Genomic DNA, 13,441 nt, shown 5'->3' on the forward strand with positions numbered 1-13,441 from the left:
GTTCTCTTTTTTTGGAGAGAATAGAACAAAACGTTAATTTTCGTTTGTTAAGTTATGAAGAATTTGCGAATTCCAAGACTTTTTCCGCAGAATTAGGTACAATAAGTTACGTGTTAAAGAATTAGAAATGGAGGCAACCCAATCATGATAGGGACTGCTGTAAAAGAATTATTATTAGAAAAACAAGAAACATTTTTAGTACCCGCCGAAAATGTCGCCAACGTAATGTGTTTAAATCCATTAAGTCACGCGGCATTAGTCTTATCGCAAGTTCGCTATTCCAAGATTCCTGTGTTAGATAAGGGAGATCGCTTTGTTGGCTTAATTGGCTTGACAGACGTTGTAGATAAAATGTTTGATTTGACTTCAGTGGATTTTGAAAAATTGAATGAATTTACTGTGGCCGATGTAATGGAAGTCAATGTTCCTGTAATTGGTGAATCGTGGGATTTAGAAGAAGTGTTACATTTATTAGTAGATGCTTCTTTTTTACCAGTGGTTGATGATAATCAACGCTTTAAAGGTATCATTACACGCAAAGAAATTTTAAAAGCGGTCAATCATATGGCGCATGAATTAGAAAAACATCATCTTGTTCTGCCTAAATCAGAAGAAGAAATGAAAGTAATTTAAATAAAACGCAAGAAACTCTTTACTTTTTTCTCATAAATGCGTTATTCTGTATGATAACACGAAGTAAAGGAGTGCTGTGATTGGACGCATATGAGATTATTCAGTATATTGGCGATGCCAAAAAGCAAACGCCTGTTAAAGTAACACTGAAAGGGCAATTAAAAGAAGTCACGTTTCCGGAAACAATTAAGGTCTTTAATAATTGTAAAACTGGGACATTGTTTGGCGATTGGGCTGACGTAAAACCTTTTTTAGAAGCAAACAAAGAAAAAATTGAGGATTATGTTGTAGAAAACGATGCACGTAACTCAGCAATTCCTTTTCTTGATCTGAAAGACATTAATGCTCGGATTGAACCAGGTGCTTTGATTCGCGAAAAAGTTGAAATTGGCGATCAAGCGGTGATTATGATGGGGGCTATTCTAAATATTGGCGCCGTCGTTGGTGCAGGGACTATGATTGATATGGGCGCTGTTTTGGGCGGTCGTGCAACTGTAGGGAAGCATTGTCATATTGGTGCAGGAACGGTTTTAGCTGGTGTCATTGAACCACCAAGTGCCGCACCTGTGGTTATTGAAAACGAGGTTGTCATTGGAGCGAATGCGGTCGTACTAGAAGGGGTTCGTGTTGGTGAAGGTGCCGTTGTGGCTGCTGGGGCAGTAGTTGTGGAAGACGTTCCAGCGCATACCGTTGTTGCAGGCGTGCCAGCAAAAGTAATTAAACAAATTGATGATAAAACCAAGAGTAAAACAGAGATTTTAGAAGAATTACGTAAACTCTAAAAATAAATTAGTCAGTCGCGATGAAGAAACTTCTTCATGGCGGCTTTCGATTACCCAAAAAATGAAGGAGTGGCTTTTGTGGAGCAAGAAGAATTAATTGCGATTAGACGGCAACTACATCAAATACCTGAAATCGGTTTAGAAGAAAAGGAAACACAAGCCTTTTTACTTAATGAAATTGATAAAATGAAGCAACCTTATCTGCAAGTTCGAACATGGCAAACTGGGATTTTAGTCTTCATAGAAGGCAAAAATCCTCAGAAAACCATCGGCTGGCGTGCTGATATTGATGGTTTACCTATTCAAGAGGAAGTGGTTTCTGCTTTTCAATCAAAACGACCAGGGTTTATGCATGCCTGTGGGCACGATTTTCACATGACAATCGGTTTAGGGGTTTTGAAAGAATTAAGTCAACAGCAACCAGACAATAACTTTTTATTTTTATTTCAACCTGCTGAAGAAAATGAAGCAGGGGGGATGTTGATGTATGAAGACCATGCGTTTGGTGAGTGGTTACCTGATGAATTTTATGCGCTTCATGTTAATCCTGATTTGCCAGTCGGAACTATTAGTACCAGAGTAGGGACATTGTTTGCTGCCACTTGTGAAGTGAACATTACCTTAAAAGGAAAAGGTGGACATGCGGCTTTTCCGCATCAAGCGAATGATATGGTCTTAGCGGCCACCAATTTAATTCAGCAAGCGCAAACGATCGTTAGTCGAAATGTTGATCCTGTGGTTGGGGCAGTCGTTACTTTTGGGACTTTTCATGCAGGGACTGCCTGCAATGTGATTGCCGAAGAAGCAACTTTATCTGGTACAATTCGCACATTGACAGCAGAAACTAATGAACAAACGCAGCGAAGAATTCGCGAAATTAGTGAAGGTATTGCACAATCTTTTCAATGTGAAGTAACTGTTCATCTTGATCAAAAAGGGTATTTACCTGTAGTGAATGAGCCAGCATGTACCACGAATTTGATTGAATACATGAGCAAACAAGCAACAGTTCAATTTCAACAAGCACCGGTTGCAATGACAGGTGAAGATTTTGGCTATCTATTGTCTAAAGTCCCAGGCACGATGTTTTGGTTAGGCGTGGCAAGTCCTTATAGCCTTCATTCTGCCAAGTTTGAACCCAACGAAGAGGCGTTATTGTTTGGAGTGAAGGCAGTTAGTGGGTTTTTAAAATCATTGGACAATTAGAAAAACAGCCACCAGATAACTAATAAGTATCTGGTGGCTGTTTTTTATTTTGCAATAATGGGCGTATTGGGAATCGTAAAGCCGGCCTCTGTTAATGCTTTGATATATTGAGCTAGAAATTCTTCTTTGACCGCAAATTGTTTGCCGTTTAGTACATACATGGTCGTTCGCACCGCAAAGTTGCCATTGCCTAAATCGACCATACCAAAAATATCTGGCCCAGTTTGAATACTTTCGATATACTTTTCTTTTAACGTTTCATTGACTTCTGTAATCACTTCACAAATTTTTTCATAACCTTCTTCAGGATTGATGCGGACATCAATTAACACTTGCATATTGGCACGAGACAGGTTACTGATTGTGGTGATGTTTCGGTTTGGAATAAAATGAACAGTTCCATCAACCGCTTTAATTTGAGTGGTTCGTAATCCGACAGAAGTAACTGTTCCTTCAATATTTAACGCCAATAAGCGAATATAATCGCCTACATCCATTTGTTGTTCTAAAATAATGAAAAATCCGGTAATTAAGTCATTCATGAATCCTTGAGCCCCTAAACCAATGGCAACACCGGCAATTCCCGCTCCGGCTAATAATGAGCCAACAGGCACACCGACAATGGTCAAAAGAGAATAGATGAAGAAAAAGAACAGCGTATATTGAAATGCATTAATAATTAAAGTGTGTAACGTTTTTAAACGGCTTTCACTAAAATGTTGCTTTTTACTATAATTTGCATAGGTGCGATCAATTAAATATTTCCCGATTCGCTGAATAATAAAAAATAGAAAAATTAAAAATAAAATTGATAAACTTTTTTCAATTAAGGTAGCGACAATGGCATCCCAATTAATATTGTTCCAAAAGCGTTGTAGCGCGCTCACTTTTTTTACGGTCGCTTCTGCTAAATCAGGAGCAGAAGAATCGACTGTTTCAGTACTGGCTAAACCAAGTATCAACATAAAAATCCAACTTTCTCTAAAATTTCTTCTTTTAGTATACTAAATCTCTCGGCGAAAGGGGAAGAAAATAGAAAGTTTTTTTAAAGACTTAACATGTTTTTTTAGGAATGTTATAATTTTGTAAATAAATAATATATTTTATAATTTTGTTAAAGGTTGTGAGTGCTGCGTGAAAGTTTCAATTGAATGGGCAAAAAATGATTTACTTTCTAAATTACCTGTAACAATTTTTATTGATGAGCGATGTGCTACTCGCTTGACGGCTGACAAGCGACGAACATTCATCTTCCATAATCCAGTCGCTTTACGATTAGGGAGTCGTTTTTTTAGTAGTCAGATAATCGAAATTGCGGAATCATGTACATTGAAAGTTTCCTTTAATTGGTCCTGTGTTTATCTCTTTTGTATCTGGTTACTTGCAGTTAAACTGTGGATTGGAAGCGTTAGCGGTCGAACAATTGTAGTTGTGGCACTAATCGGAGTGCTGACTTATTGGCGTCGTTATTTATTAAAAATAAAGAAAATGACCTGACAAGTCGTGATTGTTTCGTGAAAGAAGAATGCGTAGTATACTAAAAGTAATGAAAATGAAGGGACTGAAGAAACACATGACTTTGGATAAAACAAAAAAATTAGCAAACGGCAATGAAATGCCACGCCTAGGTTTAGGTGTTTGGCGTGTAGAAGATGGCTCAGAAGCAACAAATTCAGTAAAATGGGCTTTAAAAGCGGGTTATCGCTTGATTGATACGGCAGCCGTTTATAAAAACGAAGTAGGGGTGGGCGAAGGCATTCGTCAATCGGGTATTCCCCGCGAAGAAATTTTCGTGACGACGAAATTATGGAATGAAGATCAAGGCTATGAAAATGCGATTAAAGCGTTTGATAAAAGCTTAGAAAAATTAGGGTTAGACTATGTTGATTTATATTTAATTCACTGGCCTGTTGCTGGTAAATATAAAGAATCATGGAAAGCATTAGAAGAAATTTACGCAAGTGGTCGTGCCAAAGCAATTGGCGTTTCCAATTTTCATCAACATCATTTGGAAGATTTATTAACAGAAGCAAATGTTGTGCCAATGGTGGATCAAATTGAATTACATCCTACGTTAACACAAGAACCGCTACGAAAATATTTAGCCGAAAATAAGATTGCCGTGGAGGCTTGGTCTCCTCTAGGACAAGGTAATTTATTATCTGAACCAGTACTAGTGAAAATTGGTGAAAAATATGGTAAATCAGCGGCCCAAGTGATTATTCGTTGGCACTTACAAAATGATATTATCGTGATTCCCAAATCTGTTCACGAAAAAAGAATTCAGGAAAATTTTGCTGTCTTTGATTTTGAATTAACGCCAGAAGAAATAACCGCAATTAATCAGTTAAATAAGGATCATCGTTTTGGTGCAGATCCAGATAATTTTGATTTTTAAGTATGATAGCAAGCAAAAACGGAGGGGCGAAAGACGTCCCTCCGTTTTTACTATAATTTTTGAACAAAGTAGTTAAAGAGTGCTTGGGATTTGGCATCACGTGCGTACATTAGTTCAGGATGCCATTGAACAGCTAATAAAGGCTGCTGTTCATTTGTTGATTCCACTGCTTCTGCAAGGCCATCAGAGGACCAAGCAGTAACGCGTAAATCTTTTCCTAAAGTATGTAGTGCTTGGTGATGGTACGAGTTGACTTGACCAGTTGTACCATATATGTTTGATAATTGACTGTCTGGTTCAACATCAATACGATGCGTCGCAAAGATTGGTTGAGTGGGTTGTTGTCCGTGCTTAACTGACCATTGAGGATACATCGATAAATCTTGATATAATGTGCCACCTAAAGCAACATTGACTAATTGCATTCCACGGCAAACCGCAAAAATAGGTTTGTTTTGTTTTAAGGCTTCTTCAATTAGGGCTAACTCAAACTCGTCACGATCACGATTCGTTTCTTCTAATTTTATATGGGGTTCTTGTCCGTAAAATTCAGGGGCAACATCTTGACCGCCTGCTAAAAGTAGTTTATCAATTTGTTGTATATACGTAGCGGCTAATTCTTTGGGGCCAATTGGCAAAACGAGAGGAACGCCACCTGCGGCTTGAACAGCGCTAACAAAACCTTGTGGGGTGTAAGTCACTTGGTTACCGTGAAACACTTCAGCTGCCTGCAAAAGTTGATTGCCAGCGATTCCAATAATTTTTTTTGTCATAATAACATCACATCCTCAATAAATTCATACGTTCTATTGTAGCACTTTTTTTGAAAAAAGTGTTTGAGAAGAAGTCGAGACAAGTTTTGTCTCGGACAGCTCTCAAACACAAAAAGCTCAGTAAGTGAACAAGTGAAACTTTTTAACGTTCACGAATGACTTCGATTTTATAACCATCTGGGTCGACAACAAAGTAATAAGATGGTGCAGTTCCAGGTAAGCCTTTTAAGTCAGTAACAGTTAAGCCAGCCGCTTGATGTTTTTCGTGTAATCCTTCTAAATCATCTGTACTGATGGCGATATGACCATAACCGTTTCCTAAATCGTATGCTTCATGATCATAATTATAAGTTAGTTCTAGTTCGTAGTCGTCTCCTGGTAAAGTTAGATAAACCAAAGTAAATTTATTTTCTGGAAAATCACGACGGCGACTTTCTTCAAAATTGAAGGCTTTTTGATAGAAATCTAATGATGCCTCTAAATCTTTTACACGCACACATGTATGAGCCATTTTCATAGTTAAAAACTCCCTTTCAAACTTAATTATATTTCCAACGTTAATAGTAGCATAGATAAACGTGAAATGTAGAGAAAAACGCTTGGTTTCTGACTTGTTCTAAAGGAATTTCTCAGGTAAAATAGATTAAAAGAGAAGAGGTGCGCCAATGAAAACGCCAACGTTTGGAAAAAGAGAAGAGACATTGACCTATCAAACAAGATATGCTGCATACATTATTGTTTCAAAGCCAGAAAATAACACAATGGTTCTGGTACAAGCGCCAAATGGAGCTTATTTTTTACCAGGAGGCGAAATTGAAGGCACCGAAACGAAAGAAGAAGCGATCCATCGAGAAGTGCTAGAAGAATTGGGAATTAGTGTAGAAATTGGCTGTTATTTAGGGGAAGCTGATGAATATTTTTATTCGAACCATCGCCAAACTGCCTATTATAATCCTGGCTATTTTTATGTAGCGAATACTTGGCGGCAACTTAGCGAACCCTTAGAAAGGACCAATACTTTACACTGGGTTGCACCAGAAGAAGCAGTCCGTTTATTAAAAAGAGGAAGCCACCGCTGGGCCGTTGAAAAATGGCTAGCGGCATCATCATAAAATAACGAATAACCCTCAATCTATGTTGGTTAGATTGAGGGTTATTGTTATTGAAAAGAATGTTCAAATTAAAACCATTTTTTCAATAATTTGAGCGACACCATCTTCGTCATTACTAGTGGTATGCACATCGGCAATTGTTTTAACATTTTCTGTCGCATTGCCCATCGCAACACCAATCCCAGCGTAATCAATCATGGATAAGTCATTTTCATTGTCACCAATGGCCATCACTTCGTCTTTATTTAAGCCTGAATGGTCTGCCAATTTTGCTAGAGCATTGCCTTTGCTAGCATTTTTATTCATGATTTCATAGTAAAAAGGCGTACTTTTAACAGTCGTATATTTTTCGGTAAAATGTAATGGTAATTTTGCAATGGCAGGATCTAAAACTTCCGGCTCATCAATCATCATCATTTTAATAATGTTCATCTCTGGTGTCATTTCATCCACCGTACGATATTTCAAAGGCATGTTCACTAAAGATGCTTCGTGAATCGTATATTTACCAATATTGCGATTGGCAGTGTAAATAGCGGAATCATCAATTGTGTGCAAGTGAGCGCCGACTTTACGAGAATACATTTCAATTTCTAAAAAATCCTCATAACTCAAGGTATAGCGTGAAATAATCGTATTATCTTTGGTTGCTTGGACAAGCGAACCGTTGTAGGTAATCACGAAATCATTTTCACCATATAAGGCTAATTCATCCAATTGTTCTTTCACGCCTGGCAAAGGACGGCCTGTACATAAAACAATACGAACGCCTTGCTCATTTGCTTTTTGGAGCGCTTCTTTGACCCGTGGGGTAATCTTGTGTTGTGAATTTAGCAATGTTCCGTCGATATCAATAGCAACTAACTTAATTGACATAGAATCCTCCTAGAAAACCTATTTTTTTAAAACTAACGCACCATTATGAATGTAACTTGAAAACTCACGATACGTCTCATCAAATAAATCGTAATGTTTTTTATTTCCTTGGTCAAGCATTTCTTTAGGGAAATAGAAACGTTCATCTCCTTGACTTTGACCAGCAAGTGCTGCAACTAGGGGACTGACCGTTGCCAATTCCACTAATGAGCCATCTTTTTGCATCAATTCAATTTGTGTACGATGACGGTCTTTATTTGGACGATAAAAATCGTAAGGTAAATCATAGCTTGAATTAATGGCAGTATAATATTTAGGGTTGAAACCAACTTTTTCAATCAATTCCCTTAAATAAGCAATCGTTGCTGCGCTCTCTTTTTCGTTCGTAAAGGTGGCTGACTTCAGAGGCTTACGCATAAGAAAACGTTTGGCTAAATCACCTAGAATTGAATCAGGCACATCCATCCATTGTGTAAAGTACGTAGAGAGGACGCCATCATCTAATTTTAAATATTCTTGTAAGGTGAAGTCCCCTTTAAAGAATGGTACAAGCAGAGAGGCTTGTAAATCATAGTCAAATTCAGGGTTTTCAAATAATTCTTTCGCCCGATGCAATAAATGATCAAGAATCACTTCCATCCCACGAGAAACAGGATGGAAATAGACTTGGACATACATTTGGTAACGACTAACGATATAGTCTTCCACCGCATGCATCCCATTCATAGCAAAGGCAATGCCTCCTTTGTAGGGTCGAATCACACGTAAGATTCTAGTTAAATCGAAGGTTCCGTATTCCGTCCCTGTAAAGTATGCATCACGTAACAGATAGTCCATGCGATCGGCATCAATTTGACTAGAAATCATTTGCACCACTTGAGGATTTGGGTATTGTTTAGTAATAACGCTGGCGACTTTTTCAGGAAAATCTGCCGAAACACGGTTTAAAATTTGATAGACTTCCGTTTCTGGTGAGGTGATGATTTGGACCGTGATTGCTTCATGGTTTGTATCAAAAATATGCTCGAATGTATGTGAATAAGGACCATGACCGACATCATGTAATAAAGCTGCGCAAAGTGTAATCAGGCGCTCGTCGTCATTCCAGCCATTTTCACCTAATCGTTCCACAGAGTAGTTACGTTGGAAAATCTCACAAATCCGACGTGTAATTTCGTAAACACCCAAAGAATGGGAAAAACGACTATGTTCGGCACCGTGAAACGTAAAAGAAGAAGTACCTAGTTGCTTAATGCGACGTAATCGTTGCACTTCAGCAGAATTAATAAGGTCTAAAATCACTTGATGTTGGACATGAATATAATTATGGACGGGATCACGGAAAACTTTTTCGATTGGTAATCGTTGCTCTTTATACGGAATCGTCATACGATCTCTCCTTTAATTAAGGCGTTTCGTTGCGCCATTTTTTTCAGCTGGACAGTTAAATTTGTTTGGAACCATTCCGAGGTTATAATTGGTTCGGTTAAGTTTGGATCAATAGATTTTTCAAATTGTTGAGGTAATGCTTCGATTAAACGGGTTTTTACGGCGTCTATTGTTAATGGAGTCTCAATCAGGGTTTCTAAATTTGCCATCACTGCTGGATCAACGGGTGGATAGCCGTTTTCACCAAATTGTTCTTGTAACCCAGCAAGGTAAAAGTCTCGAACCACTTCTCCACGAGCAAGTTGATTGCCGTTAACGCTGATGTAAATCATGACAGAAATACCGTCTTTGACGCGCCGTTGGGCAATCCCAGCAAACTTTTGACCGCCAATACTTAAATCATAAGTACCGGGACAATAGGATGTAGTAATTTCAAAGGCGTCAATCTCTTTCTCTGGAAAACTCTGACGGAGCCAAGCCCACATTAATTCATAAGCCGCATCGATACTTAATTTGTGTTCAGAATTATTTGGTAAAATAAGTGAAACATTTAAAATACCCGAATCGGCAATCACACCTAAACCGCCGGCATTGCGAACGACTACAGAATAATCGTTTTCTTGCAGAGAAGCGATGCCTTCTTTTAGATGTGGTACACGGGTATCTTTCATGCCAAGAATCATTGCTTGATCCAATTGCCAGAAATGAATGATTGGTTGGTGCTGCATTCCTGAAAAAGTAGTTAAAACATCGGTCAAGGCAAAAGGTAAAAAATAGTCACTGTTTGTTAAACAACCTGAATCAAGGAGCATAAATGATTCGGTGTGAAGGGGAAAAGTTGTGCTCATAAAAAACGTCCTGTCTATTTATAATTACGTCATTTAATACGTTTATTTTCTTACTCTCTCTTATATTATATACAAAAAACGCAAAAAAGCATGTTATATAAACGAATTCTGAAGGAATTCTCTAAAATAGTAAACGGTTTTCTTATTAAATAGATGAAACAAATGCTTGCAACCCGTGAAAAGAGCTTATACAATAAGAAAAGGTACATAAGCAAGGAAAAATTGACTTTAGTTGACAAATACATTGAAAAAGTCAACAATAAGAAAGTTATATTTTGGAAAAGGAGTGACCATTATGGATTTATCAACAGGCGTTCCTGTATCGATTCAACTAAAAACGATTGTCCAACAAGGCAACGAACAAAAAGATTTTTTCTTTGACTTAGAAGGTCAATTAGTAAAAATGGGTGATACATTATACATTCGTTACAAAGAAGAATTATTAGAGGATACAGAGCCAACCCCCGTAACCATTAAAATTGAACCAGACGGGCATGTTCAGCTGATTCGTGCCGGTGAATTACGGATGCGTTTAAGATTTGGCTATCAGGAAAAATTAGATACAAGTTATCGAACCCCTTATGGCTTGCTACAGATTAGTACGTTTACACATAATTTGCGTGTTAGTTTAAAAGATCAACCAATGTCTGGTAAGATTTTAGTTGATTATGATTTATACTCTCAAACAGAGCGAATCGGAGAATATCATTTAGAATTAGAATTTACTGCATAAATATTGCAGAATAGAATTGATTTTTTTTCAATGTTTTTGTATGATAAGGAGTAGACTGTGAAAGGACGTGTACCTCTTGGAAATTAATGTATTTGAAGGGTTAAACAAAAAAGAATTATCCATGATTGAAGTAGCACACGCTATTTTAGAACAACATGCAGATGTAATGGATTTTTCTGATTTAGTTAACCAAATCCAAAATTATCTTGGCAAGTCTGATAGTGAAATTCGTGACCAATTAGCACAATTTTATACAGATTTAAACATCGACGGTAGCTTTATCTCATTGGGAGACAATCGTTGGGGCTTACGTTCATGGTATCCAATCGATTCAATCGATGAAGAAGTTACACATGGCTTGGAAGAAGACGAAGAAGATGCACCACGTCGTAGAAAACGTAAAAAAGTAAATGCCTTCATCACTAATCCAAACGATGAAGATGTAATTGACTATAACGATGACGATCCAGAAGATGCTGAATTAACAAATGATGATGAAGAAGACATCTTGTACGATGATGAAGAAGATGAAGATGAAGAAATCAAAGCATACAACTCTGACTTACAAGAGATTGGTGCAGATTCAGACGATGATGAAGAAGACATTCCGCAAATCGAAGAAGATTTAACAATCATTGATGACGATGATGTTGAAGATGAAGACGATTTTGATGACGAATATTCTGAAGAGTAAGAAACCAAAAAGCTTGATTCCTAAGAAGGAGTCAAGCTTTTTAGTTGAATGCTTAAGAAAAATGAGAAAATAGAAAAAATTATTTTCTTGAATAGAAGTACTTGACCTGATGTCCGTTTGCTTGTATTATACTACTTGGGCACCTTTAAGAAGGTCAGAAGTTTGAACGAACTTACAAGCTCCCTATTCGTAATGGATAGGGAGCTTTTCTATTTTTGTTTCTTTTTTATTTGGAGAAACGTAAGAGTCTCAAAGTTGTTTTACTTCTCTCTACAAAATATTATCAAAGAAAGGGTTTTTAACTATTATGACAAAATACATCTTTGTTACAGGTGGCGTGGTTTCTTCTATCGGAAAAGGGATTGTCGCAGCATCTTTAGGACGATTATTAAAAAATCGTGGATTAAAAGTAACGATTCAAAAATTCGATCCATATATTAATGTGGATCCGGGGACAATGAGTCCTTACCAACATGGAGAGGTTTTTGTCACAGATGATGGTGCCGAAACAGATTTGGACTTAGGTCACTATGAACGTTTTATTGATATTAACTTAAATAAATACTCAAACGTAACCACTGGGAAAATTTATTCAGAAGTCTTACGTAAAGAACGTAAAGGGGAATACTTAGGTGCAACAGTGCAAGTTATTCCACACATTACCAATGAAATCAAAGAAAAAATCATGCGTGCAGCGAAAATGACGGATGCCGATGTGATTATCACAGAAGTAGGTGGTACTGTCGGCGACATCGAATCATTACCTTTCCTAGAAGCATTGCGTCAAATGAAAGCTGATATGGGTAGTGACAACGTAATGTACATCCATACAACCTTGATTCCTTACTTAAAAGCGGCTGGCGAAATGAAAACTAAACCAACACAACATAGTGTCAAAGAATTAAGAAGTTTAGGGATTCAACCAAATATTTTAGTGGTCCGTACGGAATTACCTGTTTCTCAAAACACTAAAAACAAATTAGCACAATTCTGTGATGTTAATCCGGAAGCGGTAATTGAATCTCGTGATGTTGAAACGTTATACTCCATTCCATTAGCACTTCAAGCACAAAACATGGATCAAATTGTTTGTGATCATTTAAAATTGGATGCACCGGCTGCAGACATGACTGAGTGGCGTGTATTAGAAGAAAAAGTTCTTAACTTGAAAAAGAAAACAAAAATTGCGCTGGTTGGTAAATATGTTGAATTACCAGATGCCTATATTTCTGTTGTAGAAGCATTAAAACATGCTGGGTTTGATTTTGATTCAGATATCGAAATTGATTGGGTTGATTCACAAGAATTAACTGCTGAAAATGTCGCTGAAAGAATTGGTTCAGCAGATGGTATTTTGGTTCCTGGTGGTTTTGGTGATCGTGGAATTGAAGGAAAAATTGAAGCGATTCGTTTTGCTCGCGAAAATGACGTACCATTCCTTGGCATTTGCTTAGGTATGCAAATGGCCTGTGTAGAATTTGGTCGTAACGTTGTGGGCTTAGAAGATGCTGGTTCTGCAGAAACTAATCCTGACGTGACAAATAACATTATTGATTTAATGGCAGATCAAGAAAACATCGAGAATTTAGGTGGCACACTACGTTTAGGTTTATATCCATGTAAATTGAAAAAAGGAACGAAAACTGCGGCAGCATACGGAAATGAAGATGTTGTCCAAGAACGTCACCGTCATCGTTATGAATTTAACAACAAATATCGTCAATTATTTGAAGAAAATGGCTTAGTTTTCTCTGGAGTTTCACCAGATAATCGTTTAGTTGAGATTGTTGAAATTCCTGAAAAACAATTCTTTGTGGCTTGTCAATTCCACCCAGAATTAATTTCTCGTCCAAATCGCCCACAACGCTTAATCAAAGGATTTGTTGGTGCAGCTTTGGCAAATAAAGAAAGTAAATAAGCAAAAATGGACGAAGTGATTCAGTTCACTTCGTCCATTTTTAATCTAAAAAAGTACGGGGCTCATCATGAGCCCCGTA

At 37.5% G+C, this 13,441-nt stretch carries 15 protein-coding genes; 9 read left to right on the forward strand and 6 right to left on the reverse strand.

Annotated elements, in window-relative coordinates; translation table 11 throughout:
• The first annotated feature begins 144 nt into the window (after window positions 1–144).
• The 3 genes from cbpB to IGI63_RS00480 all read left to right on the forward strand — a co-directional run bounded on the left by cbpB (window position 145) and on the right by IGI63_RS00480 (window position 2,621).
• The gene (gene cbpB / locus IGI63_RS00470) at window positions 145–633 is read left to right on the forward strand and encodes a cyclic-di-AMP-binding protein CbpB (RefSeq protein ID WP_002358013.1); all 489 of its coding nucleotides are present in this window, start codon (window positions 145–147) and stop codon (window positions 631–633) included.
• An 80-nt stretch (window positions 634–713) separates the two neighbouring features.
• Window positions 714–1,415 (forward strand): 2,3,4,5-tetrahydropyridine-2,6-dicarboxylate N-acetyltransferase, encoded by a 702-nt coding sequence (gene dapD, locus IGI63_RS00475; protein WP_002358012.1) that lies wholly within the window; start codon window positions 714–716, stop codon window positions 1,413–1,415.
• A gap of 36 nt (window positions 1,416–1,451) precedes the next feature.
• Complete coding sequence (locus tag IGI63_RS00480; protein WP_016633450.1) at window positions 1,452–2,621, forward strand: N-acetyldiaminopimelate deacetylase; 1,170 nt, start codon at window positions 1,452–1,454, stop codon at window positions 2,619–2,621.
• A gap of 44 nt (window positions 2,622–2,665) precedes the next feature.
• Here IGI63_RS00480 and IGI63_RS00485 read toward each other — a convergent pair whose 3' ends face one another.
• Window positions 2,666–3,586, reverse strand: coding sequence for a mechanosensitive ion channel family protein (locus IGI63_RS00485; protein WP_002382128.1), 921 nt, complete (start codon window positions 3,584–3,586; stop codon window positions 2,666–2,668).
• 169 nt (window positions 3,587–3,755) lie between these two features.
• On the opposite strand from IGI63_RS00485, the gene IGI63_RS00490 reads away from it, so the two are divergent.
• Both IGI63_RS00490 and IGI63_RS00495 read left to right on the forward strand, forming a co-directional pair.
• Window positions 3,756–4,118: a hypothetical protein gene (locus IGI63_RS00490; RefSeq protein WP_002358008.1), complete on the forward strand. Its 363-nt coding sequence runs from the start codon at window positions 3,756–3,758 to the stop codon at window positions 4,116–4,118.
• Window positions 4,119–4,146: 28 nt separating this feature from the next.
• Window positions 4,147–5,019, forward strand: coding sequence for an aldo/keto reductase (locus IGI63_RS00495; RefSeq protein ID WP_002384710.1), 873 nt, complete (start codon window positions 4,147–4,149; stop codon window positions 5,017–5,019).
• A gap of 50 nt (window positions 5,020–5,069) precedes the next feature.
• Here IGI63_RS00495 and IGI63_RS00500 read toward each other — a convergent pair whose 3' ends face one another.
• Both IGI63_RS00500 and gloA read right to left on the reverse strand, forming a co-directional pair.
• Window positions 5,070–5,792: a gamma-glutamyl-gamma-aminobutyrate hydrolase family protein gene (locus tag IGI63_RS00500; RefSeq protein ID WP_002358005.1), complete on the reverse strand. Its 723-nt coding sequence runs from the start codon at window positions 5,790–5,792 to the stop codon at window positions 5,070–5,072.
• A gap of 142 nt (window positions 5,793–5,934) precedes the next feature.
• Window positions 5,935–6,309 (reverse strand): lactoylglutathione lyase, encoded by a 375-nt coding sequence (gloA, locus tag IGI63_RS00505; RefSeq protein WP_002358003.1) that lies wholly within the window; start codon window positions 6,307–6,309, stop codon window positions 5,935–5,937.
• Window positions 6,310–6,457: 148 nt separating this feature from the next.
• Here gloA and IGI63_RS00510 point away from each other — a divergent pair, with 148 nt between their 5' ends.
• Complete coding sequence (locus IGI63_RS00510) at window positions 6,458–6,904, forward strand: NUDIX hydrolase (protein WP_002384709.1); 447 nt, start codon at window positions 6,458–6,460, stop codon at window positions 6,902–6,904.
• A gap of 63 nt (window positions 6,905–6,967) precedes the next feature.
• Here IGI63_RS00510 and yidA read toward each other — a convergent pair whose 3' ends face one another.
• Genes yidA through IGI63_RS00525 form a run of 3 tightly spaced genes read right to left on the reverse strand, consistent with a single transcriptional unit; the run spans window position 6,968 to window position 9,981 of the window.
• Window positions 6,968–7,780 (reverse strand): sugar-phosphatase, encoded by an 813-nt coding sequence (yidA, locus tag IGI63_RS00515; protein ID WP_429975121.1) that lies wholly within the window; start codon window positions 7,778–7,780, stop codon window positions 6,968–6,970.
• A gap of 18 nt (window positions 7,781–7,798) precedes the next feature.
• A complete protein-coding gene (locus IGI63_RS00520; RefSeq protein ID WP_002357999.1) occupies window positions 7,799–9,169 on the reverse strand; it encodes a dNTPase in 1,371 nt (456 codons plus the stop codon).
• On the reverse strand, window positions 9,166–9,981 hold the full coding sequence (locus IGI63_RS00525) for a lipoate--protein ligase family protein (RefSeq protein ID WP_429975967.1): 816 nt from the start codon (window positions 9,979–9,981) through the stop codon (window positions 9,166–9,168). Before IGI63_RS00525 ends, IGI63_RS00520 begins: the two co-directional genes overlap by 4 nt.
• A gap of 331 nt (window positions 9,982–10,312) precedes the next feature.
• Between IGI63_RS00525 and IGI63_RS00530 the strand changes: the two genes are divergently transcribed.
• From IGI63_RS00530 to IGI63_RS00540, 3 genes are all read left to right on the forward strand, one after another.
• Entirely contained in the window at window positions 10,313–10,750 is a 438-nt protein-coding gene (locus IGI63_RS00530; protein WP_002382132.1) for a DUF1934 domain-containing protein, read from the forward strand.
• Between the two features lie 76 nt (window positions 10,751–10,826).
• Window positions 10,827–11,444 (forward strand): DNA-directed RNA polymerase subunit delta, encoded by a 618-nt coding sequence (gene rpoE, locus IGI63_RS00535; protein ID WP_002357996.1) that lies wholly within the window; start codon window positions 10,827–10,829, stop codon window positions 11,442–11,444.
• Window positions 11,445–11,751: 307 nt separating this feature from the next.
• Window positions 11,752–13,362 (forward strand): CTP synthase, encoded by a 1,611-nt coding sequence (locus tag IGI63_RS00540; protein WP_429975122.1) that lies wholly within the window; start codon window positions 11,752–11,754, stop codon window positions 13,360–13,362.
• The last annotated feature ends 79 nt before the right edge of the window (window positions 13,363–13,441 follow it).

The sequence above is a fragment of the Enterococcus sp. DIV0086 genome (assembly GCF_050498705.1).
GTDB classification, from domain to species: Bacteria; Bacillota; Bacilli; order Lactobacillales; family Enterococcaceae; genus Enterococcus; species Enterococcus faecalis.